This window comes from Rhodanobacter sp. FW101-FHT13A11 (assembly GCF_058790335.1).
This window is the reverse complement of sequence record NZ_JBYTCN010000008.1, coordinates 80,986-105,966: the sequence shown is the minus strand read 5'-3', so window position 1 is coordinate 105,966 and position 24,981 is coordinate 80,986. Positions and strand designations below refer to the sequence as shown.

General features: G+C 69.6%; 27 protein-coding genes. 12 read left to right on the top strand and 15 right to left on the bottom strand.

What is annotated here, in order from left to right:
- The first annotated feature begins 263 nt into the window (after positions 1 to 263).
- The 3 genes from AC3WRN_RS10735 (at position 264) to AC3WRN_RS10725 (ending at position 3,492) form a co-directional block, all read left to right on the top strand.
- Positions 264 to 2,558 (top strand): nitric-oxide reductase large subunit, encoded by a 2,295-nt coding sequence (locus AC3WRN_RS10735; protein WP_492622954.1) that lies wholly within the window; start codon positions 264 to 266, stop codon positions 2,556 to 2,558.
- Between the two features lie 165 nt (positions 2,559 to 2,723).
- Positions 2,724 to 3,278 carry an SRPBCC family protein gene (locus AC3WRN_RS10730; RefSeq protein WP_492622953.1) on the top strand — a complete coding sequence of 185 codons (555 nt, stop codon included), beginning with the start codon at positions 2,724 to 2,726 and terminating at the stop codon, positions 3,276 to 3,278.
- Positions 3,214 to 3,492, top strand: coding sequence for a DUF1428 domain-containing protein (locus tag AC3WRN_RS10725; protein ID WP_492622952.1), 279 nt, complete (start codon positions 3,214 to 3,216; stop codon positions 3,490 to 3,492). Before AC3WRN_RS10730 ends, AC3WRN_RS10725 begins: the two co-directional genes overlap by 65 nt.
- Positions 3,493 to 3,495: 3 nt before the next feature.
- Here the strand turns inward: AC3WRN_RS10725 and AC3WRN_RS10720 are convergent, their stop codons facing one another.
- From AC3WRN_RS10720 to scpC, 6 genes are all read right to left on the bottom strand, one after another.
- Positions 3,496 to 4,161: an NAD-dependent epimerase/dehydratase family protein gene (locus tag AC3WRN_RS10720; protein WP_492622951.1), complete on the bottom strand. Its 666-nt coding sequence runs from the start codon at positions 4,159 to 4,161 to the stop codon at positions 3,496 to 3,498.
- A 2-nt stretch (positions 4,162 to 4,163) separates the two neighbouring features.
- Positions 4,164 to 5,996 (bottom strand): FAD-binding oxidoreductase, encoded by a 1,833-nt coding sequence (locus AC3WRN_RS10715; RefSeq protein WP_492622950.1) that lies wholly within the window; start codon positions 5,994 to 5,996, stop codon positions 4,164 to 4,166.
- A 171-nt stretch (positions 5,997 to 6,167) separates the two neighbouring features.
- A complete protein-coding gene (locus AC3WRN_RS10710) occupies positions 6,168 to 6,680 on the bottom strand; it encodes a DUF1697 domain-containing protein (RefSeq protein WP_492622949.1) in 513 nt (170 codons plus the stop codon).
- 96 nt (positions 6,681 to 6,776) lie between these two features.
- Entirely contained in the window at positions 6,777 to 7,661 is an 885-nt protein-coding gene (locus AC3WRN_RS10705; RefSeq protein WP_492622948.1) for a patatin-like phospholipase family protein, read from the bottom strand.
- Between the two features lie 111 nt (positions 7,662 to 7,772).
- Positions 7,773 to 8,201, bottom strand: a complete 429-nt coding sequence (locus AC3WRN_RS10700) for a VOC family protein (protein WP_492622947.1) — start codon at positions 8,199 to 8,201, stop codon at positions 7,773 to 7,775.
- Between the two features lie 92 nt (positions 8,202 to 8,293).
- Positions 8,294 to 9,802, bottom strand: a complete 1,509-nt coding sequence (scpC, locus tag AC3WRN_RS10695; RefSeq protein WP_492622946.1) for a succinyl-CoA:acetate CoA-transferase ScpC — start codon at positions 9,800 to 9,802, stop codon at positions 8,294 to 8,296.
- 227 nt (positions 9,803 to 10,029) lie between these two features.
- Here scpC and AC3WRN_RS10690 point away from each other — a divergent pair, with 227 nt between their 5' ends.
- On the top strand, positions 10,030 to 12,258 hold the full coding sequence (locus AC3WRN_RS10690) for a penicillin acylase family protein (RefSeq protein ID WP_492622945.1): 2,229 nt from the start codon (positions 10,030 to 10,032) through the stop codon (positions 12,256 to 12,258).
- A 9-nt stretch (positions 12,259 to 12,267) separates the two neighbouring features.
- Here the strand turns inward: AC3WRN_RS10690 and AC3WRN_RS10685 are convergent, their stop codons facing one another.
- From AC3WRN_RS10685 to AC3WRN_RS10660, 6 genes are all read right to left on the bottom strand, one after another.
- Positions 12,268 to 12,963 carry a VIT1/CCC1 transporter family protein gene (locus AC3WRN_RS10685; protein ID WP_492622944.1) on the bottom strand — a complete coding sequence of 232 codons (696 nt, stop codon included), beginning with the start codon at positions 12,961 to 12,963 and terminating at the stop codon, positions 12,268 to 12,270.
- 95 nt (positions 12,964 to 13,058) lie between these two features.
- Positions 13,059 to 14,105: an SDR family oxidoreductase gene (locus AC3WRN_RS10680; RefSeq protein ID WP_492622943.1), complete on the bottom strand. Its 1,047-nt coding sequence runs from the start codon at positions 14,103 to 14,105 to the stop codon at positions 13,059 to 13,061.
- A 44-nt stretch (positions 14,106 to 14,149) separates the two neighbouring features.
- Positions 14,150 to 14,854, bottom strand: coding sequence for a glutathione S-transferase N-terminal domain-containing protein (locus AC3WRN_RS10675; RefSeq protein ID WP_492622942.1), 705 nt, complete (start codon positions 14,852 to 14,854; stop codon positions 14,150 to 14,152).
- 96 nt (positions 14,855 to 14,950) lie between these two features.
- Positions 14,951 to 15,517 (bottom strand): host attachment family protein, encoded by a 567-nt coding sequence (locus tag AC3WRN_RS10670; RefSeq protein WP_492622941.1) that lies wholly within the window; start codon positions 15,515 to 15,517, stop codon positions 14,951 to 14,953.
- A gap of 46 nt (positions 15,518 to 15,563) precedes the next feature.
- Positions 15,564 to 16,247 carry a GNAT family N-acetyltransferase gene (locus AC3WRN_RS10665; RefSeq protein WP_492622940.1) on the bottom strand — a complete coding sequence of 228 codons (684 nt, stop codon included), beginning with the start codon at positions 16,245 to 16,247 and terminating at the stop codon, positions 15,564 to 15,566.
- Between the two features lie 15 nt (positions 16,248 to 16,262).
- Positions 16,263 to 17,759, bottom strand: a complete 1,497-nt coding sequence (locus tag AC3WRN_RS10660) for an amidohydrolase family protein (RefSeq protein WP_492622939.1) — start codon at positions 17,757 to 17,759, stop codon at positions 16,263 to 16,265.
- A 145-nt stretch (positions 17,760 to 17,904) separates the two neighbouring features.
- Here AC3WRN_RS10660 and AC3WRN_RS10655 point away from each other — a divergent pair, with 145 nt between their 5' ends.
- The 3 genes from AC3WRN_RS10655 (at position 17,905) to AC3WRN_RS10645 (ending at position 19,672) form a co-directional block, all read left to right on the top strand.
- Positions 17,905 to 18,738, top strand: a complete 834-nt coding sequence (locus AC3WRN_RS10655; RefSeq protein WP_492622938.1) for an NAD-dependent protein deacetylase — start codon at positions 17,905 to 17,907, stop codon at positions 18,736 to 18,738.
- Between the two features lie 126 nt (positions 18,739 to 18,864).
- Positions 18,865 to 19,335 carry an SRPBCC family protein gene (locus AC3WRN_RS10650; RefSeq protein ID WP_492622937.1) on the top strand — a complete coding sequence of 157 codons (471 nt, stop codon included), beginning with the start codon at positions 18,865 to 18,867 and terminating at the stop codon, positions 19,333 to 19,335.
- Positions 19,325 to 19,672 (top strand): ArsR/SmtB family transcription factor, encoded by a 348-nt coding sequence (locus AC3WRN_RS10645; protein WP_492622936.1) that lies wholly within the window; start codon positions 19,325 to 19,327, stop codon positions 19,670 to 19,672. Before AC3WRN_RS10650 ends, AC3WRN_RS10645 begins: the two co-directional genes overlap by 11 nt.
- A gap of 7 nt (positions 19,673 to 19,679) precedes the next feature.
- On the opposite strand, the gene AC3WRN_RS10640 is transcribed toward AC3WRN_RS10645, so the two are convergent.
- A complete protein-coding gene (locus tag AC3WRN_RS10640) occupies positions 19,680 to 20,159 on the bottom strand; it encodes a YybH family protein (RefSeq protein ID WP_492622935.1) in 480 nt (159 codons plus the stop codon).
- A 215-nt stretch (positions 20,160 to 20,374) separates the two neighbouring features.
- Here AC3WRN_RS10640 and AC3WRN_RS10635 point away from each other — a divergent pair, with 215 nt between their 5' ends.
- The 3 genes from AC3WRN_RS10635 to AC3WRN_RS10625 all read left to right on the top strand — a co-directional run bounded on the left by AC3WRN_RS10635 (position 20,375) and on the right by AC3WRN_RS10625 (position 23,161).
- A complete protein-coding gene (locus tag AC3WRN_RS10635; RefSeq protein ID WP_492622934.1) occupies positions 20,375 to 22,171 on the top strand; it encodes a DUF885 domain-containing protein in 1,797 nt (598 codons plus the stop codon).
- Between the two features lie 77 nt (positions 22,172 to 22,248).
- On the top strand, positions 22,249 to 22,695 hold the full coding sequence (locus AC3WRN_RS10630) for an SRPBCC family protein (protein ID WP_492622933.1): 447 nt from the start codon (positions 22,249 to 22,251) through the stop codon (positions 22,693 to 22,695).
- Between the two features lie 109 nt (positions 22,696 to 22,804).
- The gene (locus AC3WRN_RS10625) at positions 22,805 to 23,161 is read left to right on the top strand and encodes a DUF1428 domain-containing protein (RefSeq protein ID WP_492622932.1); all 357 of its coding nucleotides are present in this window, start codon (positions 22,805 to 22,807) and stop codon (positions 23,159 to 23,161) included.
- A 12-nt stretch (positions 23,162 to 23,173) separates the two neighbouring features.
- On the opposite strand, the gene AC3WRN_RS10620 is transcribed toward AC3WRN_RS10625, so the two are convergent.
- A complete protein-coding gene (locus AC3WRN_RS10620) occupies positions 23,174 to 23,467 on the bottom strand; it encodes a hypothetical protein (RefSeq protein WP_492622931.1) in 294 nt (97 codons plus the stop codon).
- Between the two features lie 115 nt (positions 23,468 to 23,582).
- On the opposite strand from AC3WRN_RS10620, the gene AC3WRN_RS10615 reads away from it, so the two are divergent.
- The gene (locus AC3WRN_RS10615) at positions 23,583 to 23,888 is read left to right on the top strand and encodes a hypothetical protein (RefSeq protein WP_492622930.1); all 306 of its coding nucleotides are present in this window, start codon (positions 23,583 to 23,585) and stop codon (positions 23,886 to 23,888) included.
- Between the two features lie 77 nt (positions 23,889 to 23,965).
- Here the strand turns inward: AC3WRN_RS10615 and AC3WRN_RS10610 are convergent, their stop codons facing one another.
- Complete coding sequence (locus tag AC3WRN_RS10610; RefSeq protein WP_492622929.1) at positions 23,966 to 24,262, bottom strand: hypothetical protein; 297 nt, start codon at positions 24,260 to 24,262, stop codon at positions 23,966 to 23,968.
- A gap of 211 nt (positions 24,263 to 24,473) precedes the next feature.
- On the opposite strand from AC3WRN_RS10610, the gene AC3WRN_RS10605 reads away from it, so the two are divergent.
- On the top strand, positions 24,474 to 24,938 hold the full coding sequence (locus AC3WRN_RS10605) for a GFA family protein (RefSeq protein ID WP_007511099.1): 465 nt from the start codon (positions 24,474 to 24,476) through the stop codon (positions 24,936 to 24,938).
- Positions 24,939 to 24,981 lie beyond the last annotated feature (43 nt).

The window sequence follows — 24,981 nt, the reverse complement described above, 5'->3', positions numbered from 1 at the left end:
TTGCCACTGGCGCGACGCGGTGCTCCAAGGCGCATGTCCGGAGTGCGCGCGTCCGCCTGTTTCGCTGCCGATCCGATTCGCCTCGACCGAATGGATGGCCAGCCCAACCGTCGTTCACATGTCCTGCACGGAAAGAAGAAAATGCTTGCCGCCACAATTCGGGGAAAATCTGCACAAGGCTCGGTCCGGTTCCGGTACTGGCGGGCGGACGCGTTTCCGATACCGCCCGATACTCACCCACACGTCGCGGAAGAGGAAGCACCATGAGCATTACCGCTCAGCCATTGACCCCGGAGGATCCCGAACTTTCCCCCTGGTGGCTGCGCACGGTGCTGATCGTGATGGTGCTCGGCTTTGCCGGGTTGTTCGCGATCACCGGGCTGGCCTACCGCAATGCCCCGCCGATTCCCGCCCAGGTGGTGGACGCGCAGGGCGCCCGGCTGTTCAGCGGCGACGACATCCGCGACGGCCAGGCGGTTTTCCTGAAATACGGGCTGATGGACAACGGCAGCATCTGGGGCCACGGCGCCTACCTGGGGCCGGACTACTCGGCGGTGGCGCTGCACCGGATCGGCGAGGACACCGCCGCGGCCACTGCGCAGCAGCAGTACCAGCAGCCACTGGCCGGGCTGACCCCGGGCCAGCGCGCCGCGGTGCGGGCGGAAACGGCGGTGGACCTGAAGACCAACCGCTACGACGCCGCCAGCGACACCCTGCAGCTGACCGCGCCGGAAGCGGCGGCGTACCGCCAGCAGTTGCCCTACTGGACCGACTACTTCCTGCACCCGGAGCGCAACGGCGGCCTCAAGGCCGGGCTGATCACCGACCCGACCGAGCTGCACCAGTTCACCGCGTTCGTGACCTGGGCCGCCTGGGCCTCGGTGGCGAACCGCCCCGGCGAGAACTACTCGTACACCAACAACTTCCCGTACGACCCCGCCGTCGGCAACCTGCCGGTGCCGGGGGCGCTGCTGTGGAGCGCACTGAGCCTGATCGTGCTGCTGGCCGGCATCGCCGTGGTGCTGCTGATGTTCGGCAAGTTCGACTACCTCGGCTGGATCAGCCGCGGCCAGCACATCCACCCGCACCTGCTGCCGGGCGTGGCCAGCCCCGGCCAGCGCGCGCTGGTGAAATTCTTCGTGGTGGTGGCGCTGCTGTTCCTGGCGCAGACCCTGGTGGGCGGCGCGGTGGCGCACTACCGCGCCGATCCGGGCAGCTTCTACGGCTTCCAGCTCGAAACGATCTTCCCCAGCAACCTGATGCGCACGTGGCACCTGCAGACGGCGATCTTCTGGATCGCCACCGCCTACGTGGCGGCCGCGCTGTTCCTGGGCCGCACGCTGCGCAACGACGAGCCGCGCTGGTTCGCGCCCTGGGTGCACCTGCTGTTCGGCGCATTCGTGGTGGTGATCGGCGGCAGCCTGCTCGGCGAGTGGCTGGGCATCGCCCAGATGCTCGGCAAGTGGTGGTTCTGGTTCGGCAACCAGGGCTGGGAATACCTGGAGCTGGGCCGGGTCTGGCAACTGCTGCTGGTGGTCGGCCTGCTGGTGTGGTTCGCCCTGCTGTGGCTGCTGGTGCGCCCGCGGTCGCTGGTCAGCCAGGAGTCGAAGCCGCTGGTGAAGATGTTCCTGTTCGCCGCCGTGGCGATCCCGGTGTTCTACATCCCTGCACTGTTCTTCGGCGCGAAGACCAACTACACCGTGGTCGACACCTGGCGCTTCTGGATCATCCACCTGTGGGTCGAGGGCTTCTTCGAGTTCTTCGCCACCACCGTGGTGGCGCTGACCTTCTACCAACTGGGGCTGACCCGCCGCAACGTGGCGCTGCGGGTGATCTACCTGGACGGCATCCTGTACTTCCTCGGCGGCCTGATCGGCACCGGCCACCACTGGTATTTCACCGGGCAGACCAGCGTCAACATGGCGATGTCGGCGATGATCTCGGTGCTGGAGGTGGTGCCGCTGACCCTGCTCACGCTGGACGCGTGGGACTTCGTGCACACCACCCGCGGCCAGTGCGACGTCTGCGGCAAGTCGGTGGCGGTGCCGCACAAATGGACGTTCTATTTCCTGGTCGCGGTGGGCGTGTGGAACTTCGTCGGCGCCGGCATCTTCGGTTTCCTGATCAACCTGCCGATCGTCAGCTACTACGAAGTCGGCACCCAGCTCACGCCGAACCACGGCCACGCCGCGATGATGGGCGTGTTCGGCATGCTGGCGCTGGCGCTGATGGTGTTCACGCTGCGCCAGACCAGCAGCGAAGAGCGCTGGGCCGGCATGGAGAAATACGTCAGGGTCGGCTTCTGGGGCACCAACATCGGCCTCGCCATGATGGTGGTGTTCAGCCTGTTCCCCAGCGGCGTGCTGCAGGTGTGGGACGTGATGCAGCACGGCTACTGGCACGCACGCTCGCTCGACTACATCGGCAGCCCGCGCTCGCACCTGATCGAATGGCTGCGCCTGCCCGGCGACCTGGTGTTCATCATCTTCGGCGCGATCCCGCTGACCATCGCCGCGGTCAAGGGCTACCTCGGCGTGCGCGCCTTGCCGCGCCAGTGACGGGCCTGCTACCGGCCGGGGCGCGCTTGACGCGCTAATCCCTGGCCGTAATTTGTCGTTGGGCAAATTATCGCCAGGCATCCCGCCGCCCCGGTCCCGGCAGCGGGCGAAAAAAGCCGCCCCGCACCGATCGCGCATGCGCAAAACCACAGAGGCAACCCCGCCATGAACCCATCCGACGCCGATACCGGGCCACTGGCCCAGGTCGATTGCCGACGCGATGCCGACGGCTGGACCCTGGCCTTCGTGCGCGAACTGCCGCAACCACCCGAGCGCGTGTGGGACGTGCTCACCGACCCCGCCCGCTTGCGCGCCTGGTCGCCGTATACCGCCGACCGCAACCTCGGCCAGGCCGGTGACGCCAGCCTGCGCATGCTCGACAGCGAGCAGCCCGACATCCCCACCGCGGTGACCCGCGCCGACCCGCCGCGACTGCTGGAATACGGCTGGCAACTGGAGCAGTTCGGCCGGAGCGTGCTGCGCTGGGAACTGGAGCCGTGCGCGGGCGGCACGCGGCTGACCTTGCGCCAGACCATCCGCGACCGGGACTGGATCCCGAAGGTGGCCGCCGGCTGGCACCTGTGCCTGTTCGTGGCCGAGCGCCTGCTGCAGGGCCGGCCGATCGCGCCGATCATCGGCGAGACCGCGCTGGCCCATGGCTGGGCCAGGTTGCGCGACGCCTACGCGGCACGCCTGCACATCACCAGCGACGACCACTGACCTTCTAACCGCGTTCCCGCAAGCGGTAAGACTGAAGAACGGCAAGGCCGCAGTGTTCTCGTGGATCGTCTACCGCTCGCGCAAGGATCGCGACCGCATCAACAAACAGGTGATGACCGACCCGCGGCTGGCCCCGATGATGGATCCGGGAACGCTGCCGTTCGACGGCAAGCGGATGTTCTTCGGCGGCTGCAAGACGATCATCGAGTTATAGCGGTCACCGGCCGAGCGCACTGATATCCGCCGCCTCCAGCACCGGCTTCGGCGCCCCGCGCCGGGCCACCGCCAGCATCGCGCGACCGACAACCGCGGTGCTCAGCACGATGTTCGGCATCAATGCGCGCAGCAACGGCAGCAGCGGCCGGCTCAGGCTGTAGAACCAGCGGTACGCATCCGTCTTCGAGCGGATGCCGTGCAGCGGCTGGATGATGCCGGGGCGGAATACGTAGACCGCCTTGAACGGTAGCCGCTGCAACGCGTTCTCGATCCGCCCGCGCACCCGTTTCCACATGGTTGTGCTGGTTTCGCTGCTGTCCGCGCCGGCGCCGGACACGTAGACGAAACACATCGACGGGTTGAGCCGGGCCAGCGTCTGCGCCACCGCCAAGGTGAGGTCGTGGGTGAACCGGGTGTACTCGGCCTCCGCCATGCCGGACGAGGCCACGCCGATGCAGAAGAAGCCGGCGTCGAAGCCTCCCAACTGCGCCTCGATCGCGCTGCAGTCGAACAGGTCCGCATGCACCAGCTCGCGCAGCTTCGGGTGCCGCTGCCCGGTCGGCGTGCGGCCCAGCGTCACCACCTCGGCCACGTCCTCGGCGAGCAGGCATTCGCGCAATACGCCTTGCCCCACCATGCCGGTGGCACCGAGCAGCAGCACCTTCATCTTCAACCTCCTTTCAGTCGGGTGAACCCGTCCGCGCTCCACGCCTCGCTGCCCACGCCGTGGTGCACGAAGAACAGGCCAGCCGGGTCGTACTTCTGTTTCGCCGCCGCCAGCCGCGGGTAGTTTGCACCCCAGAACGAGGTCGGCCAGTCGCGCTCGAAGTAGTCGCTCTCCGACACATACGAGCCCACTCCGGGCGCCGCGCGCCGCAGCGCCTCGATCGCCTTGCCCATGGCCTCGGCGCGATCGCGGGCGCGCGCCAGATCCGGCTTCGGGCCGGGCATGCCGGGAAACGCCGGCGGCCCGTTGCCGGCGATGATCGCCAGCGCGAACGCGTCCAGCACCTGCGGGTTCGTCGCGGTATCCCCGGCCGCGGCGAGTTCGGCCGCCGGCGCACCGGCCAGGCCCTTGTTGAAATGCAGGCCCACGCCCCAGTGGCGCGTGCAGGCGAACAGCGCATCGGCCAGCCGCGCCTGCCGTTCCCCGCGCAGCAGCGACGCCGGCAGCCACGCCGACTTGAAGCCGTGGATGAACCAGCCCACCTGGCCCTGGTCGCCCGCCCACAGCACGTGGTTCCGCGGCGCGGCGGGACGGTCGTCACCGACCTGGACGCCCGGCGCGTGCTGCCGGAAGAACTCGGCATCCCACATGTGCCTGGCCGGCAGCGCGCGCGCCTGGATCGGTTTGACCAGCTCGTATTCCTTGCGCGCGCGAACCCAGTCGAGCAGCGGCGCCCAGGCCTGCTCCGCCTGCGCCTGGCTCAGGCCCTGGAACACCATGTCGACCCGCACGGTGTTGTCCGAGCCGAAGCCGATCTGCTCGCCCCAGTGCGGGTTGAACAGGCTGCTTTGGTAGAAGCCGATCACCCGTGCGATCAGGGCGCGGTACGCCGCATCCGACACGGCCTTGATCGAACCGGACACGCCGCCGAAGAACTCCGGCAGTTCGCGCGTGCGCAAGGTCAGTCGGGTCACCACGCCCAGGCTGCCGCCACCGCCGCCCTTGATCGCCCAGAACAGGTCCGGGTGGGTGCAGGCGTTGGCGATGCGCGCCTGGCCATCGGCGGTGACGATCTCCGCCTCCAGCAGGCCCGCCGCCGCGGTGCCATAGCGCTTCGAGAAGCTACCGAAGCCGCCGCTTTGCACCAGTCCGGCCACGCCCACCGTGGTGCAGCCGCCGCCCTGCACGTAGCGCCCGCCGCGGGTGGTCACCGCGTCGTAGGCGTCGATCCACATCGCACCGGCACCCAGCGTCACCGCCGGCTGCGGCGCCTGCGTGCCCGCGCAACCCTGCGCCGTGAAGGCGTCGTGCAAGGCGACGTCGTTCATGTGCCGCGTCCACACCAGCAGCGAATCGGGCGCGTCGGAGGTGCCCTGGTAACTGTGCCCGCCGCCCTTCACCACCAGGCGCAGGTGATGCTCGCGCGCGAAATTCACCGCCGCGACCACGTCCGCCGTGCTTTCGGCGGCGACCGCATACGCGCTCGGCTGCGAAGTCCACGCATCGACCCAGCCGCTGGTCTGGGTCAGCGCCGGCTGGTCGCCCAGATAGAACGGGTTGTCCAGGTGCTTCAGCGCCTCGTCGCAGGCAGCGCCGGCCACTGTCGAGCCGCAGTCGGCAAACGGCGATTCCAGCTTGAGCAATCGGCCACCCACATCGTGCTTCAACTTGTCCCAGCTGGTTGCGGAAGGCCACCCCGGGTCGCCGGGTCGCACCCGCGAACGCGAACGCGCCGGCATCGCACCGGCCGCCCGGGCCGTAGCCGGCCCGCCGGAAAGGATGCACGGCAGGAACGGGATCGCCAGCGCCGCTTTCAGCAAGTCTCTTCGTTTCATCGAGTCACCCCTCCGGAAAGGTCGCCTTGGATGCCGCCACGATGGAGCGCCGCCGTCCGCTACGCCAGCCGGCAGTGGCGAACCGCGCCGTGCCGGTGACCAGTTGCGGCGGGACGGGATGGATCGCTGCCGCCCTGGGGCTTGCCCATGATCTCCGGGCACCCCGCATCGTCACCGCGCGGCGGCCATGGCCGCCAGCTTCGCGATGGTGTTCATGTTGCGTGCGGTGCCCGCCTTCGCGGCCGGGATCTTCAGCCGCGAATCGGCCATGCCCCCGCCATAGTGCACATAGATCTCGCGCCGCCCCAGCACCAGCCGCTCGCCATCGGCGCCGGTGACGTCCTGCAGCGCCGTCGTCGCCGGCGGCGCGTCGAGGAAGATCGCCACCGTGCGGTTCGCCGGCGCTTCCGGAAACGGGTTGGCCGCCAGCACGGCGGCCATCTCGGCCGCCGTGCGCACCACCACGCCGACCGGCTTTCCCGCGTAGCCCTGCAGCTGCCGCTCCAGCGCCTGCTTCACCGCCTTTTCGCCGAGCCGGCTGCCGAAGACCACGTTGCCGCTGGCGATATAGGTGCGCACCTCGGCAAAGCCGGCGGCCTCGCACATCGCCTTGAGTTCGTCCATCGGCAACTTGCCGGTGCCGCCCACGTTGACGGCGCGCAGTAACGCCACGTACCTGGTCATGACCTGCCGATGCGGTTGGCGAGAAAGCCGCCAGTCTCTTCGCCGCCGCCGACTGGTTCAAGTGTGCCGCGCAGCGTCCTGCCCTCGCGGCGCACGTCAGTCGTGGTGCTCGCGCAGCTGCGGAGGCGTTCCGGCGCGCTCCAGTCCGCCGCGTTCCAGCCAGCGGCAGGTTTCCGCCCGGGCGCGGGCGATCAGCCCGGCCGCCGCGGAGTAGTCGTACGGCGAGACGTCGAGCGGGCACAGGCTGGGCACGATGCGCAGTTCCACCGCACTGCCGGAAAAACGATCGGCGTCGTAGACCAGCTGGCGCGCCACCAGCAGGCTGAGCGCGTGCATCGCGCGCGCGATCGCGCCCGACGGCGCCCGCTCGAGCGCGCAGGCAAACCCGGTGGGCAGCACGATCACCCGCGTGGCACCGAGGCCGATCGCCACCGAGATCGGCGTGTTGTTGGTCACCCCGCCGTCGACCAGCCAGCGCCCGTCGATCCACACCGGCGGGTACACGCCCGGAATCGCGGCACTGGCCAGCACGGCGTCGACCACCGAGCCGGCAGACAGCAGTACCTCCTGCCCGGTCAGCATGTCCGACGCCACCAGGTGGACCGGCAGGGCCGCGTCTTCCAGGCGCCGATAAGGCAGATGGCGTTCGAGCAGGCGCCGCAGGCCGGCCGAATCCACCAGATGATCGCGCCGGAACAGCAGGCCGAACACGCTGCCCAGGTTGAACGGAAATACCTCGCGCCGTTTCAGCGCGCACCAGATCCGTTCCAGCTCGAGGGCACCGGCGGAGGTCGGCTCGCCGGCAAAATACGCCGCATTGATCGCACCGGCGGAGGCGCCGACCAGGAACGCCGGCGTCTCGCCCCAGTCGAGCAGCGCCTGCAGCATGCCCACCTCGATCGCACCGAGGCTGCCGCCGCCGGCCAGCACGAAGGCGGTGCGCCGCGGCGCACTCCCGACGACCGGCATTGCCTCTGCCATCTCAGCCACCTGCATGAGCCGATAGTACGACGCGCCCAGCCATCTGACGCATGCCGTGGCAGCAGGTTCCTCGTGCGGACCGCGGCAGGCAAGCCCGCCGCCGCTACGCCATCAACCGGCCGGCGCGCTCGGCACCAGCACCATCCACGACACGCCGAAGCGGTCGACCAGCATGCCGAAGCTGGAGGAGAAGAAGGTCGGCGCCAGCGGCTGGTGCACCTGGCCGCCGGCGGCCAGGTTGTCGAACAGGCGTTTCGCCGCGGCATCGTCGTCGGCGGAAAGCGCCAGCGAGAAGCCCTTGAACTCGGGCTGGCCGCGGCTGAAACCGTCCGACACCAGCAGCTGGGTCGCGCCGATCTGCAGGCAGGCGTGCATCACCTTGTCCGCCGGCGGCTGCGTACCGTCCGGGCACCGGGCGGAACCCTCCGGGCCATCGCCGTAACGCATCAGCATCACCACGTCGGCACCGATCGCCTCGCGGTAGAAGGTGATGGCCTCTTCGCAGCGGCCGTCGAAGAACAGGTAGGGCTGGGTTTGCATGGGGCGGCCTCGTCGTTGGGTGGGCAAAGCGGAGCCGGCACACCGGGCTCTCCCGACTGCGACGAACGGCCCGGCCGCAAATCGACAGGCGGTCAGCGCATGCTGCCGCTGTCCAGGTAGCGCTGGTGCCACGACAGCGCCTCGTCCAGCAGGTGCGGGGTGTGCTTGCCGTAGCTGTCGCGGCAGGCGCGGTCGAAGTAATCCTGCAGCATCGGCCGGTAGTCCGGATGCGCGCACCGTGCAATCACCGCCCGCGCGCGCTGCTTCGGCGACAGCCCGCGCAGGTCGGCCAGGCCCTGCTCGGTGACCACCAGGCCCACGTCGTGCTCGGTATGGTCGACGTGGCTGACCATCGGCACGATCGCGGAAATCGCGCCGCCCTTGGCCGTGCTCGGGCTCATGAAGCAGGACAGGAACCCGTTGCGGGCGAAATCGCCGGAGCCGCCGATGCCGTTGATGATGCGGCTGCCGGCGACATGGGTGGAATTGACGTTGCCGTACAGGTCGGCCTCGACCATGCCGTTCATCGCGATGCAGCCAAGCCGGCGCACCAGCTCGGCGTGGTTGGACATCTCCTGCGGCCGCAGCACGATGTGCCGGCGGTAGAAGTCGATGCGGCGCACGAACTCCTCCACCCCCTCGGGGCTCAGCGACAGCGAGGTGGCCGAGGCCATCTCGATGGTGCCGTCGCCGATCAGCTCCAGCATGCCGTCCTGGATCACCTCGGTGAACGCGGTCAGCCCGCGGAAGCCGCCCTCGCGCAGGCCGCCCAGCACGGCATTGGCGATGTTGCCCACGCCGGACTGCAGCGGCAGCAGTTGCTCGCCCAGCCGCCCCGCGGCGATCTCTTGACGGAAGAACTCCACCAGGTGCCCGGCGATGCGCCGCGACGCCTCGTCCGGCGGCGCGAACCGGCCCAGCCGGTCGGGTGCGTCGCTTTCCACCACCGCGACCACCTTGTCCGGGTCGCAGCGCAGGTACGGCTCGCCGATGCGATCGCCCGGCTGCAGCAGCGGAATCGGCCGGCGGTGCGGCGGTAGCGCAGTGCCGTAGTAGATGTCGTGCATGCCATCGAGCCCTTCGGGCTGGCGCCGGTTCACCTCCAGGATCACCTTGTCGGCCAGGTCTAGCCAGGTCTTGTTGTTGCCCACCGAGGTGGACGGCACCAGCCGGCCGTCCGGCAGGATGGCGGCAACCTCGATCAGCGCCACGTCGATCTTGCCCAGGAAACCGCACCACGCGTACTGCGCCACCTGGCCCAGGTGGATGTCCATGTACTCGATCTGGCCGGCGTTGATGCGTGCGCGCAACTCCGGATCGGACTGGTACGGCAGGCGGAAGTCGATGCCGCCCACGCGCGCCAGCGCACCGTCCAGTTCCGGCGCCGTCGAGGCCCCGGTGAGGATGCGCAGCGCAAACTTGTCGCCGCGCCCGTGCGCCGCGGCGATGCGCGTGGCCAGCGCCAGCGGTACGGCCTTGGGGTAGCCGGCGCCGGTAAAGCCGCTCATGCCCACCGTCATGCCCGGCAGGATCAGCCCGGCCGCCTGCTCCGCCGACATGCGGCGCTCGGCCAGGCCGGAATGCGCAATGCGTGCTGTCATGGTTTTCCAATTCGTCAAAGGAGGCTTGGACGGCAAGCGCGTCGCCCCTTGAGGCCGGCCGCGAGCGTGCCGAGACCCATTCTGGACACGCGGACGCGGCCCGCCAAGACGACCTTCGGCGCATGCGTCAAAGCGCCGCCGCAACCCGGGTTTTGCAAGAGCGGCCCAGTGATGGTCAACTCCCTGAAACATGACGGCACCGACGACCACCAGGGGATGACACGCCGATGCACCCGCATACCTCGAAGACTTCCTGCCCGCGAGCACGCCGCCGCCACCTGCCGCGCCTGCTGCTGGCGGTGGCGCTGCTCGCAGCCGGCCTGCTCGCCACCGCGCAGGCCGCCGAACCCGGGCAGGCGCGCCGGCAACGCCAGGCGCAGGCGGTCACGATCACCCGCGACGACTGGGGCATCGCCCACGTGCACGGCCGTACCGACGCCGACGCGGTGTTCGGCATGGCCTACGCCCAGGCCGAGGACGACTTCAACCGGGTCGAGACGAACTACCTCAACTCATTGGGCCGACTCGCCGAAACCGAGGGCGAATCCGCGATTTGGAGCGATCTGCGGCAGAAACTGTTCATCGATCCGGTCGAGTTGCAGGCGCTGTACGCGAAGAGTCCCGCCTGGCTGCAGGCGCTGATGAACAGCTGGGCCGACGGGCTCAACTACTACCTCGCTACGCATCCGGACGTGCATCCGCGCGTGATCAAGCACTTCGAACCGTGGATGGCGCTCAGCTTCAGCGAGGGCAGCATCGGCGGCGACATCGAACGGGTGTCGCTGAAGCAGCTCGAAGCTTTCTACGGCCGCAATTCTGCCGCGCTGGCGCGCGCGGATACGCCGGCCAGCTGGGTCGAACCGACCGGCTCGAACGGCTTCGCGATCGCGCCGAAGCTCAGCGCCAACGGCCATGCGTTGCTGTGGATCAACCCGCACACCTCGTTCTTCTTCCGCTCCGAGCTGCAGATGTCCAGCGACGAAGGGCTGGACGCCTACGGCGCGGTGACCTGGGGCCAGTTCTTCGTCTACCAGGGCTTCAACCGCCACATCGGCTGGATGCACACCTCGACCGGCGCCGACGTGGTCGACGAGTTCGCCGAAACCATCGTGCACCAGGGCGGCAAGCTGTTCTACCGCTACGGCAAGGAACTGCGGCCGGTCGCCACGCGCACGATCCGCGTGCCATACCGCGCGAAGGACGGCGCAATGGCCACGCGCAGCTTCGACGCGCACTTCACCCACCACGGCCCGATCGTGCGCGCGGCCGACGGCAAGTGGATTGCGGTGGCGATGATGAACAAGCCGCTGGAAGCGCTGCAGCAAAGCTGGCTGCGCACCAAGGCCAGCGACTACGCCAGCTACATGAAGATCGCCGAGCTGAAGGCCAACTCATCGAACAACACCATCTTCGCCGACGACAAGGGCGAGATCGCGTACCTGCATCCGCAGTTCATCCCGAAGCGCGACAGCCGCTTCGACTACACGAAACCGGTCGACGGCAGCGACCCGGCCACCGATTGGAAAGGCCTGCACGCGCTCGACGAGGCGCCGCACCTGCTCAACCCGCCGAACGGCTGGATCATGAACACCAACAACTGGCCCTACTCCGCCGCCGGCAAGTTCAGCCCGCGGCAGCAGGACTACCCGCGCTACATGGACAGCTTCGGCGAGAACCCGCGCGGCATCCACGCCACCCGCGTGCTGGATGGCGTGCGCGATTTCAGCAAGGCCTCGCTGATCAGCGCCGCGTTCGACTCGTACCTGCCGGCGTTCTCGCGACTGGTGCCGGTGCTGGTGCACGACTACGACACGCTGCCCGACAACGATCCGCTGAAGCCGCGCCTGGCCGGCCAGATCGCCCTGCTGCGCAGCTGGGACTACCGCTGGGGCATCGCCTCGATGCCGACCACGCTGGCGGTGTTCTGGGGCGACATGCTGTGGGACCAGGTGCATGCCCAGGCCGAAGCCGAGCACCAGTCGGTGTACGACTACATGGCCGGTGACGCCGGCGCCAAGGTGCGGCTGGGCACGCTGGCCGAAGCCTCCGACCGGCTGGAACAGGATTTCGGCAGCTGGGGCGTGCCATGGGGCGAGGTCAACCGCTACCAGCGCAACGACGGCGCCATCGTACAGAAGTTCGACGACGCCAGGCCAAGCATCCCGGTGCCGTTCGTGTCCTCGCGCTGGGGCTCGCTGGCCTCGTTCGGCGCGCACCGCTGGCCCGGCACGAAGAAGTACTACGGCACCAGCGGCAACAGCTTCGTGGCGGTGGTCGAATTCGGTCCGAAGGTCAGCGCCCGCGCGATCACCGCCGGCGGCGAGAGCGGCCACCCGGGTTCGAAGCACTTCAACGACCAGGCCGAGCGCTACACCACCGGCAACCTGCGCACGGTGTACTTCTGGCCGGAGCAGCTCAAGGGGCATACCGAGCGGGTCTACCACCCGGGCGAATGAGCCGCCGCGCTACGCGGCGGTGCCGAACAGCATGCCCACGCCGGTGGTGATCGCCATCGCCAGCGCACCCCAGAAGGTGATGCGCATGGCGCCGACGCCGATCTTCGCGCCGCCGGCCCACGCCGCCACGGCGCCGAGCACGGCGAGGAACACCAGCGAGGTGGCGAACACCAGCCACAGCAGGCTCGCCGCCGGCGTCAGCGCCACCACCAGCAGCGGCAGCGCGGAACCCACCGCAAAGCTCAGCGCCGAGGCGCCGGCGGCCTGCAGCGGCCGCGCCTTCAGCACCTCGGTGATGCCCAGCTCGTCGCGGGCGTGCGCATCGAGCGCATCGTGCGCCATCAGCTGCTCGGCCACCTGCCGGGCCAGCTGCGGGTCGAGCCCGCGGCCAACGTAGATCGCCGCCAGTTCGCGGTGCTCGGCTTCCGACTGGGTCTGCAGCTCCAGGTGCTCGCGCGCGAGTTCGGCGCGCTCGCTGTCGGCCTGCGAATGCACCGACACGTACTCGCCGGCAGCCATCGACATCGCACCGGCGACCAGCCCGGCGACGCCGGCGACCAGGATGTTCTGCCCGCTGGCATGCGCCGCCGCCACGCCCAGCACCAGGCTGGCGGTCGAGACGATGCCGTCGTTCGCGCCCAGCACGGCGGCGCGCAGCCAGCCGATGCGGTCGGTACGGTGGCGTTCGTGATGGTGTCGGGGCATGCCGGTAATCTCGCGGGTCGGGTGGCGCATTGTGCGCAGGTTGGCCGGCGGCCGTGCAAACGCTTCTCGTCCCGCCGGGGCCGGCAACGGCGGAACTAAGCCCGCGCCTTCGCGCCGCCCTTCAGCAGCCCCAGCTGCAACAGGCTCTCGGCGGTGGCGACGACGGCCTCCTGCGGCGGACGCGGCGACCAGCCCAGCACGCGGCGGGCCTTGGCACTGCTGGCGTTCTTGGGCATGCCCAGCTCGGGCAGGATCTGCCTGACCGCCGGGTCGCGCAGCGCCGCCAGGCGCACCAGCCAGTTGGGCAGTTGCCGCGTGGGCACCTTGCGCGCCGACGCGCCCAGCCGCTCGCGCAACGTGGTGGCGATCTCGCGAATCCACAGGAAGTTGCCGGCGACGGCGAGGAAGCGCTCGCCGGCCGCGGCCGGGTCGGTCATCGCGCGCAGGTGCAGGTCGGCCACGTCGCGCACGTCGACCACGCCGAAACACAGCTGCGGGCAGCCGGGCATAGCGCCATCCATCAGCCGCTGCACCAGCAGGATCGAGGTGGAATAGTCCGGCCCCAGCACCGGCCCGAACACGCCCACCGGATTGACCACCGCCAGCTCCAGCGCGCCGCCCTCGCGCGCGATGAAATCCCACGCGGCGCGCTCGGCCAGCGTCTTGGACTTGATATAGGGCAGCACGCCCTCGCCGTCGAGGTCGGTCCAACTGGTCTCGTCGAACGGCGCCGGCTGCGGCGCATGGCCGTAGCCGACCGCGGCGAACGAGGAGGTCAGCACTACGCGCCGCACGCCCGCGTCGCGCGCGGCACGCAGCACGCGCAGCGCGCCCTCGCGCGCGGGCACGATCAGCTCGTCCTCGTGTTTCGGAAGGTCCGGCGGGAACGGCGAGGCCACGTGCAGCACGTAGTCGCAACCGGCCACCGCTACCGGCCAGCCGGCATCGCGCTCCAGGTCGGCCTCGACGAAGGACAGCCGTTCGCCCGGCTCGGCCCCGCCCTGCCTGAGCAGGGCGCGCACCACGCCTTCGCGCCCGCGGCTGCGCACGCTGGTGCGCACGCGATGCCCCGCGGCCAGCAGTTGCAGGATGCAGTGGCTGCCGATGAAACCCGACCCGCCGGTGACCAGTACCGTGCCCATGACGATCCTCCCGATGTGTCTGCTTGCCGCGCCGGACCGCGTGTTCAGCCGCGGCCGGGAATCTGCAGCCCGCGCTGCACCGCCGGTCGCGCCAAGCCGCGTTCGAGCCAGCCGGCGACGTTCGCGAAGTTGTCGTAGCCGACCAGCTCGCGCGCCTCGTAGAACGTGATCAGGTTGTCCACCCAGCCCAGCGTGGCGATGTCGGTGACGGTGTAGTCGTCGCCCATCAGCCAGCGGCGGCCTTCGAGTCGATCGTCGAGCACGCCGAGCAGGCGCTTCGACTCGTCAACGTAGCGCTGGAGCGGGCGCTTGTCCTCGTATGCCTTGCCGGCGAACTTGTTGAAGAAACCGACCTGGCCGAACATCGGGCCGATCGACGCCATCTGGAAGAACAGCCACTGGATCGTCTCCCAGCGCCGCGCCGGGTCGGCCGGGATGAACTGCCCGCTCTTGTCCGCCAGGTACAGCAGGATCGCGCCCGACTCGAACAACGCCAGCGGCGCGCCGCCGGGACCGTGCGGGTCGATGATCGCGGGAATCTTGCCGTTCGGGTTGAGCGCGAGGAACTCCGCCGTGTGGCTCTCGCCCTGCGTGATGTCGACCAGGTGCGGCTCGTACGGCAGGCCGGTCTCCTCCAGCATGATCGACGCCTTCACGCCGTTCGGCGTGTTCAGCGAATACAGCTGGATGCGTTCGGGATGCGCCGCTGGCCAGCGGCGGGTGATGGGGAAGTCGGACAAACGGGTCACGCGGCACTCCTGCGGCGGGGGGAACGGCGCAAGGTAAGGCGTTCCCGCATCCGGTTCAACACGGCGCAGGACGCATCCCGCTCCGCGCCGGCGCTTTCACCAGCTTGCCTTCAACGCGCGCTCGATCTCCTCCAGCGGTGCGCGGAACAGCGACTTGTTCAACTCCCCCACCATCCGCCGGGCGGTTTCCTCGTGCAGCAGCGGGCGCATCTGCCCCAGCGTCTGCGGATCGGCCGCCAGCACCAGATGGGAGAATTCGTTCTTCAGCGCGGCGGCGTTGAGACGGCGCGCCAGCTGCTTGGCGAAGGTGGCGGCATCGATCTCGGCGGTGCTTCGCTCCGGCGGCTGACGCCCGGCCGGGCCTTCGCTGGCCAGGTCCTTCGGCTCCACCAGCTTCATCTGTTCGAGCGATACGTTGAGGCCCTTGCCGACGTTGCGCAGGAGCCGCGCGCCACTGCCATCGGCCACCACGACCCAGGCACCAGTGGGAATCTTTTTCATCGGGATCTCCTCGGGCTGGCCGGCGCGGTGGGCGCTGGTGCGCGACGTTGCCAAGGCTAGTGCCCGGGAGGTGATGCCGATGGGAACGGGGCGCCGCTCAGCCGGCATCAGCCGCACGACGTCCGCGCGCACCTGCGCCGGGCTGCGCGGCAGCGACGGCACACGCCGGGAGGCCGGCCAGCAGCGCGACGGCCAGCCAGGCAACGGCTCACGCCGGCACCCGGCGCAGCGACCAGAAGCCGATGTCGCGCCGATGGACATAGCCCATCCGCTGGTACAGCGACTTCGCCCGCGGGTTCTGATGGCTCACGTGCAGGAACGGCAGGCGGCCGCGCTCGAGGTTGTCGTTCGACAACAATGCCAGCAGGCGGCGCGCGTAGCCGCGGGCGCCGAAGTCGGGGTGTGTGCACACCGCGCTGATCTCCTGCTGCGCCTCCATGCCCAGCCGTTCGCCGATCATCGCCGCCAGTCGGCCGTCCTGGTAGATGCCGAAATAGCGGCCCAGCTCCATCGTGCGCGGGCGGAAGTAATGCGGATACACCAGCGCGGTCAGCGCCAGCACGTCGGCGCGATGCGCCTGGGTCAGCTCGATCACCGGCGGCCCGTCGATCACCGCGATCGGCGCCGGGCAGATCATCTGCGCCAGCGGGGCGAACGCCTCGATCAGCCACCCCACCGGCGGCTTCGGCGCCACGCCGAGCAGGTAGACCGATTCGCCCGGCTCGACCAACGACGCCAGCGCTTCGGTCACGCTCGCCTCCGCGCTGGCCACGCCGAGAAACGGGGCAAATGCGGCGGGATAACGCGCCACGTCGCCGTGGCGCAGCGCGATGGCCCGGTGCCGGCTGCACAACGAAGCCCAGAAAGGATTGTCCAGCTCCGAATCGATCATGTCGCAATGCTTCCGCTAGCGCAGGCCCACCGTGCCGTTCGCCGCCTTCACCAGTCTGGCCGGGTCGTAGCCCACGCCGTCCTTGAACACCAGCGCGACGTGCTCGACGTCCTTGATGTTTGTTGCCGGGTTGCCGTCGAGCAGCACCAGGTCGGCGGCCTTGCCCACTTCGATCGAGCCGATGCGCTGGTCCTCGCCCATGAAGCGCGCGCCGTTGAGGGTGGCGATCCGGATCGCCTGCAGCGGCGTGAAGCCGGCTTCCACCAGCAGTTCCACTTCGCGCTGGTCGCCGTAGCCGGCGATCACGCCGCCATAGCCAGTGGGGTCGAGGCCGGCCAGCAGGGTGCCGCCCTGCTGCACGAAGGCGTGCTCGAAGTCCTGCTCCAGCTTGAACACCTTCGGCCACGGCGAATCGTGCATGCCGGCGACGCGCTCGCGGCTGGCCAGGTACTCCACCCGCGTTTCCGGCAGCATTGCGTCCAGCACGCGCGGGTCCACCGGCGCGCGGCCGGGCACGAAGGTCTCGAACACCGGCAGGGTCGAGGTGACCGCCACGTGCTTCGCCACCAGGGTGCGGATCAGCTGCTGGATGCGCGGATCGTCCACGCGCATCGTCGCCAGCTGGGCCAGCGCGGCCTTGGTGTCGGGGCAGACGTCGGGCTGCTTGCCGGCGCTGAACTCGGTGTCCACCGGCAAGCCGTGCTCCAGGTCGTCGATGCCAAGCCCGGCTGCCTCGGTGAAACCGATCGCGCACAGGTGGCCGGTCACCCGCACGTGCTTTGCATGCGCCGCCGCGATCGCTGCGGACAGCTCGGCGCGGGTGATGTGCATGTACGCCTTGAACGAGGTGGCGCCCTCGCCGATCCAGTAGTTGACCGTGTCGGTGGCGTCGGCCGCATCCGTCAGCTCGTGCATCTGCGGCGTGAAGCTGCCCTTGCCCTCCAGGTACGGCCCGGTGGTGTGCATCTTCGGCCCGGGGATCCGTCCGGCGTCGATCGCCTTCTTCAGCTCCAGGTCGGTATACGGCTCGGTGCTGCCGGTGGTGCGGATGCTGGTGACGCCGCCAGCCAGGTACAGCTTGGGAAAGCTCGACGCCTGCTCGGGGTAGATCGCCTCCTTCGCCTCCGGGTTCACCTTCGGCGCCGGATAGAACATGTGGTCGTGCATGCCGACCAGACCGGGGATCAGCGTGTGCCCGCTGGCGTCGATCACGGTCGCCCCCTTCGGCAGCTTCACGTGCCTGCCGACCGCCGCGATGAGGCCGTCGCGCAGCAGCACCGTCTGCTTCTCCCGCGCCGGCGTGCCGGTGCCGTCGATCACCCGCACATGAGTGATCGCGATCAGCGGCTGCGCGTATTTCACGTACTGCAGCGTCCGCGCCGACAGCTGTGGCGCCTGCGCCCAGGCGGACGAAACGGCGCACAGCCCGGCCAGCGCGGCGGCCAGCAGGGCACTCCGACGGGGGTGTGGCGGCGCCATGACGGGCGCGGGGCGGCGGGCTTGCACGGGCATGATCGGATTCCCCAGTGGCAGGGCGGGCAGCGGCCCGCGAGCGCGCCAAGTTACTCCGATGAAATCCGCGATGTAACAATGGCGCGACGTCGTTCCGCCTACTCGCGTTCTGTTTTCCGGCCCACCGCGCCCCCATATCCAGCCGATGACTCCGTTGCAGCGATTCCTCGAAGCCCATCCGCGCCTGTTCGTGCTGACCGGCGCCGGCTGCAGCACCGACTCGGGCATTCCCGACTACCGCGACCGCGACGGCCAGTGGAAGCGTCCGCCGCCGGTGAACTACGGCGCGTTCATGCACGAGCCGGCCACCCGCCGGCGCTACTGGGCACGCAGCATGGTCGGCTGGCGGCGCTTCGGCAGCGCGCAACCGAACGCCGCCCACCGCGCCTTGTCCAGGCTGGAGCGACGCGGCCAGGTCGAGTTGCTGGTGACGCAGAACGTGGACCGCCTGCACCAGCGCGCCGGCAGCGAACGGGTGCTCGACCTGCACGGTCGCCTCGACCAGGTGCGCTGCATGAGCTGCGACTGGCGAGGCGCCCGCCACGCGTTCCAGCAGGCGCTGGTCGAGCGCAATCCAACGTGGACCCGGCTCGACGCCGTCGACGCGCCGGACGGCGACGCCGAGCTGGAAGGCCTCGACTTTGCGTCGTTCGAGGTGCCGCCCTGCCCGCGCTGCGGCGGCATCGTGAAGCCCGACGTGGTGTTCTTCGGCGAGGCGGTGCCACGCGAGCGCGTGGAGACCGCCACGCGCGCCTGGCAGGCCGCCGATGCGGTGCTGGTGGTGGGTTCCTCGCTGATGGTCTATTCCGGCTACCGCTTCGTGGCGGCTGCGGCGCAGGCCGGCAAGCCGGTCGCGGCGGTGACGCTGGGGCGTACCCGCGCCGACGCGCTGCTCACCCTGAAGGTCGACGCGCCCTGTCAGGACGCGCTGGCGTTCCTGCATGCGGACGAGCCGGCGGCCACCGCGCCACCCCCCTAGCGCGGCGCCGCCCGCTGCCGCACCACGCGTGGCCGCGCGCTGGCGGCAGGCCCTCGGATGACGCAACCCAAAGGTTGCATTTCATGCCATGTCGGCACAAGCTCACATGCAACCCAGAGGTGGCACATGAGCGATCGCATCGAGAAACGCATCGAGCTGAAAGCGCCGGTGGCGCGCGTGTGGCGCGCGCTGACCGACTACCGCGAATTCGGCGCCTGGTTCCGCGTGGAGCTGTCCGGGCCGCTCGAGCCCGGCCGGGAAGCCATCGGCCACATCACCTGGCCCGGCTACGAGCACATCGTCTGGCGCGCCGTGGTGCAGGCGATGGAACCGCAGCGGCTGTTCAGTTTCAGCTGGCATCCCTACGCCATCGAGCCGGGCGTGGATTATTCTGCCGAGCCGCCGACCCTGGTCGAGTTCCACCTCGAAGCGCACGGCGATCACACCGTGCTGACCCTGGTCGAGTCGGGCTTCGAGCGCATCCCGGCCGGCCGCCGCGCCGAGGCGTTCCGCATGAACGACGACGGCTGGAGCGTGCAGATGGCGAACATCCGCCAGCACGTCGAAGGCAGCTCGGCGGATGGCCATGCCGGCTAGCGCACGCGCGCGCCTGGCGCGGCGCCTGCCGCAGGCGGCCACGGTGTTCGCCGCGCTCGGCGAGCCCACGCGGCTGGCGCTGGTGACCCGGCTGTGCGACGGCTCGCGCTGCTCGATCACCCAGCTCTGCGCTGACCAGCCGCTGACCCGGCAGGCGATCAGCAAGCACCTGCGCGTGCTCGAGGACGCCCGCGTGGTGCGCAGCGAGCGTACCGGCCGCGAAAGCCTGTACACGCTCGACCCGCAGCCGATCGGCGAACTGCGCGCGTACATCGACCTCGTGTCGAGCCAGTGGGACGACGCGCTGGCACGGCTGAAATCGTTCGTGGAGAAGTGAGCGCCGGTCAGCTGGTGTGATCGAGGATGATCTTCCAGCCGTCGGCGGTCTTTTCCCACAGCAGCGAGAACACGCCATCGTCCTGCGCCACCTCGCCATGCGTCGCGCGGTCGAGGTGGAAGCGGCCGGTCACCACCGCGTAGCGCAACTCGCCGCCCGCGCCCGGCAGCAGGCGCACGTCCAGTTCGGAGAAGGTGAGCCGGCCCATCTGCTGCGTCGTCGCGTAGTGCTTGCGGTAGCTGTCGAGAATGGCGCGGTAGCCCTTGCGCACGCTGCTGCCGATGAAGGTGGTGTCGGGCGCGTCCTTGTAGCCGCGCATGTAGCCTTCCACGTCGCCGCGGTTCCACGCCGCCGCCTGCTGCGCCATCACCTGACGGATCGCCGCGGCCTCACTGCCGGGGCTGGCCGCGTGGCCGCGAACCGTCCCCCCCAGGCCGGCCAGCGCCAGCAGCATGCCGAGCCCGATAAGCCATGGTCTGGTCGTCATGCCGCGCCCCTCGCCCTGTGTGATGGCCCAGTATCGCCGGCAACGCAGTGCGCAGGAACCGCCGACGATGCCGCTGCGGGGTTTGCGTGGCCCGTCGCGGCAAGGCGCCGAAGCACCGCCCCGCCCCGGCCCGAGCTACGCCACGGCGGCGAAGCAGGTTGCACTCAACCACCGCGCTGCCTACTCTCGACAGTCCTTGCCATGGAGCCGCCTGCATGCGCCCGATCCGCATCCTCACCCTGTGCGCCGCGGCGACTGCCGCACTCGTTGCCGGCTGCCAGCGGGAAATTCCCGCCGCCGCCACGCCGCCTGCCAGCGCGGCAACGGCCAACGACGACGCCCGGCTGGATGCCGCCGTCGACGGCTTCATCGACGGCATGTTCAAGCGCTACCCCACCATGGCCGCCAACGCCGGCAAGCACGAGTTCGACGGCAAGCTGCCCGACTACAGTCAGGCCGCGCTGAAGGCGGACGCCGACTGGCTGCATGCCGAGCGCGCCAGGTTCGCCGCCTTCGGCGACGACCGGCTCGACCAGAGCGGCCGCTTCCACCGCGACTACGTGCTCGCGGTGATCGACGGCCAGCTGTTCTGGCTGGAGGAGTCCGGCTTCCCGTACAGCAATCCGGCCTTCTACACCAGCGACCTGTCGCCCAGCATGTACCTGACGCGCCCCTATGCACCGCTGCCGCAACGGATGGCGGCCTTCGTCACCTACCAGGAAGCGCTGCCCAAGGCGATCGCCCAGATCAAGGCGAACTTCAAACTGCCACTGCCGGCGTCGTACATCGAGCTGGGCGTGAACAGTTTTGGCGGGTACGCGAGCTTCTTCAAGACCGACGTCCCGGCGATCTTCGCCGGGGTCGAGGACGACGCGCTGCAGGCGCGTTTCAAGGCGTCCAACGCCGCCGCGATCAAGGCCACGCAGGGCCTCGCCGACTGGCTGAAGGCGCAGCAACCCCATGCCACCCAGGACTACGCGCTGGGCGCGGCGAAGTTCTCCAAAATGTTGCACGCCACCGAGCGGGTCGACCTGCCGCTGGACCGGCTCAAGGCGATCGGCGAAGCGGACCTGCAGCGCAACCTCGACGCGCTCAAGGCGGCCTGCGACAAGTTCGCGCCGGGCCAAACGCTGAGCGCGTGTGTCGCCAGGGAGGGTGCGGACAAGCCGGCCGGCGGTGCCGTGGAAGGCGCGCGTGCGCAGCTCGCGGGCCTGCGGCAGTTCATCGTCGACAAGGATCTGGTGACCATCCCCGGTCCCGAGCAGGCCGAGGTCGAGGAAGCGCCGCCGTTCAACCGCTGGAACTTCGCCTACATCGAGATCCCCGGCCCGTACGAGAAGAACCTGCCCTCGGTGTACTACATCGCGCCGCCGGACCCGACCTGGAGCAAGGCCGACCAGCAGGCTTACATACCGGGCAAGGCCGACCTGCTGTTCACCTCTTCGCACGAGGTGTGGCCGGGCCACTTCGTGCAGTTTCTGCACGCCAACCGCGCGCCGTGGAAATTCGGCCAGCTGTTCGTCGGCTACGCGTTCTCCGAAGGCTGGGCGCACTACGCCGAGGAGATGATGTTCGACGCCGGCCTGGACGGCGCCACGCCGGAGGTCCACATCGGCCAGCTCACCAACGCACTGCTGCGCGACGTGCGCTACCTCTCCGCCATCGGCCTGCACACCGGCGGCATGACCGTCGCCCAGTCCGAGCAGATGTTCCGCGACAAGGCCTTCCAGGACCCGGGCAACGCGCGCCAGCAGGCGGCCCGCGGCACCTACGACCCGGCCTACCTGAATTACACGCTGGGCAAGCTGATGATCATGCAGCTGCGCCAGGACTGGATCGCCGCGCACCCGGGCCCGCACGCGCTGAAGGCGTTCCACGACCAGTTCCTCGACTACGGCGGCCCGCCGATCCCCCTGGTGCGCGCGCAGATGCTGGGCGGCAAGCCGGTGGCCAGCCTGTGGACGGCGCCGGCGGCGGCCGCGGCGGAAACGGCCGCGGCCACGTCCAGGTAAGGCCGGACGCCGGTCGATTTCCGCCACGCCCGTTCGTCCTGAGGGCGAGGGCTCGTCCTCCGCCACGGAAAACCGCCATGACCACCCACACGCTTCGCCTCCACCGCGTGCTGCGCGCCCCGCCCGAACGGATCTACCGCGCCTTCCTCGACGCCGAGGCGATCGCCAAGTGGCTGCCGCCGCACGGCTTCACCTGCAAGGTGCACGAGCTGGACGCACGGGTCGGCGGCCAGCACCGGATGACCTTCACCCACTTCGCCAGCGGCCACGGTCACGGCTTCGGCGGCACCTACCGCGAACTGGTGCCGGGCGAACGCATCCGCTACAGCGACCGCTTCGACGACCCCGGCCTGCCCGGCGAGATGACCACCACCGTCACCCTGCGCGCGGTGTCCTGCGGCACCGACGTGCAGGTGGTGCAGGAAGGCGTGCCCGCAGTCATCCCGGTCGAGCAGTGCTACCTGGGCTGGCAGGAATCGCTGCTGCTGTTGGCACAACTGGTGGAGCCGGACATTCCGGACTGACCGGCGCCGCAGGCGGAATCGACGCCGACCGCTGTCGATTCCGCACGCGCCCGTTCGTCGTCAGCAAAGAAGACGGCCCCGTCGGCCGTCGTTTGCGCAGGAGTCCGCCATGTCCTATGTCGATGGTTTCGTGATCGCCGTGCCCGACGCCAACCGCGAGCAGTTCATCGCGCACGCCCGCCACTTCGACGCCATGTTCCTGGAGTTCGGCGCCACGCGGGTGGTGGAGTGCTGGGGCGACGACGTGCCCGACGGCAAGCTCACCGACTTCCGCCGCGCCGTGCAGGCCGAGCCGGGCGAATCGGTGGTGTTCTCCTGGATCGAATGGCCCGACAAGGCCAGCCGCGACGCCGGCATGGAGCGGATCATGCAGGACCCGCGCATGCCCGGCCCCGGCGACATGCCGTTCGACGGCAAGCGCATGATCTTCGGCGGCTTCGTGCCGGTGGTCAGCCTGCCCGCCTAGCGTGCGGCGCGCTCACTCCTCTTCTTCCTCGAACTCCACCAGCGCATCCAGCTCGAACGCCAGCGCCTCGACCGCCTCGCGCACCTTGCGCGCGGTGGAGGCGTTCGGCGCCTCGATCTCCAGCTCGTGCGCGTCGGGCCCGTGGGTGTCGCTCAGGCCGGCAGAGCTGGAATCCGCGTCGTCCATGCGGTCCATCATGTCCGCAACCTCCTCCACGCGCTCGATGCCGTCCATGCTCTGCAGCAGATTGGTCACGGCGCGGACGTCATCGTCGCTTCCGGTCAGGCGCAGGCGTAGTGTCGGCATGGCGGCATCTCGTGGCGGGATGCAAATCAGCCTAGGCATGCCCGGGCCAAGGCGGCGTGACGATGATCACCCCAGCCGCCTGCGAGGAAGCCGGCCCCGCAATTTGCGCAGGGCCTTGCCGCAACCCAGCGCTGCCGTCGACGGCAGCGCAGCCGGACCGCGCAACCCGCGCTCGCGCCAATGCAGCCTCAACTTCGCCAACAGCAGCAGCGGAGCGCCGGGGCAGCCGACGATCGGCCGATTCGTCGACGGCCGCGGCGAGTTCTACGACCAGGAAGACGTCAACGGGCGCGCCATTCTCGTCCGCTTCGTGATCACGCCGCTCGACGCCGACACGATCCGCTTCGAGCAGGCTTTCGCGGACGACGGCGGCAAGACCGGGGAGACCGACTGGGTGGCCACCGACACGCGGATGAAGTAGCGAGGCGAAGCGAAGGGCCCGCTTTCCCGGCGCCAAAAGCGAACCCGGCACCGTTTCCGCCTTCGGCGGCCGAACGGCTAGAACAGCGTGCAGCCCCGGCGGCCCGAAAGAACCCTGGCCTCGTGGATGTCCTGGTTGACCCGGCCGGAGTGCCGCAACGGCTCCTTCTTCATGGCGTCGTCGCCCTGACCCTCTTCGAGCATGGCCCAAAGGCTGCTCGCGCGGTCGCCCCCCAGGTACTTCTCGACCGTGGCGCCGTTGTGCAGCCGGCTGAGTTCGGCCGTCCATTCGCCGCAGCTTCCGACGAAGATCGGCGGCTTTCCGTCGTCCTGCCCGGCCCTGCAGAACTGGCCGACGGTGGAATCCACGATCACCGGATGTTCCTCAGCTGATACAGCGCGTCGCCCAGGCACGCAGCCTCTCGTCGCTCGATCGAGGCATGCCGCTCTCCCGCAGCCAGGGAGACGGCATCGCATTCCCGGGCCTGGGGATGGCGACAAGTGACCTGCCGCGGCCGGTGTGACTAAATAAGCCGTCCGCGGCACCGGCATTGCCCGGCACCTTTCCCAAGCGAGGAACCCGCCCATGCCTTATCCGCGCCAGCTTCCCGCCACCGGCACCTGCCGCTGCGGCCGCGTGCGCCTGCGCGTCACCAAGCCGGCCATGCTCAGCATGGCCTGCCACTGCCACGGCTGCCAGAAGATGACCGGCAGCGCGTTTTCGCTGTCGCTGGCGATGCCGGCCGATGGCGTGGAAGTACTCGAGGGCGAACTGGTCCGCGGCGGCCTGCAGGGCGAGCACAGCCACCTGTACTGCGCGTTCTGCAAGTCGTGGGTGATGACCCGCCCGGCCGGGCTCGACTGGCTGGTCAACCTGCGCGCCTCGGTGCTCGACCCGCACGCCGACTTCGTGCCGTTCATCGAAACCTGCACCGACGCCCGGCTACCCTGGGCATCGACCCCGGCGAAGCACAGCTACACCGGTTTCCCGGCGATGGAGGATTACCAGCCGCTGGTCGAGGCCTACGCCGCCGAGACCGCGGATGCCTGATCGACGCGCCCGAGCCAGCCGGCTCCGGGCGCGCCGCGATGGC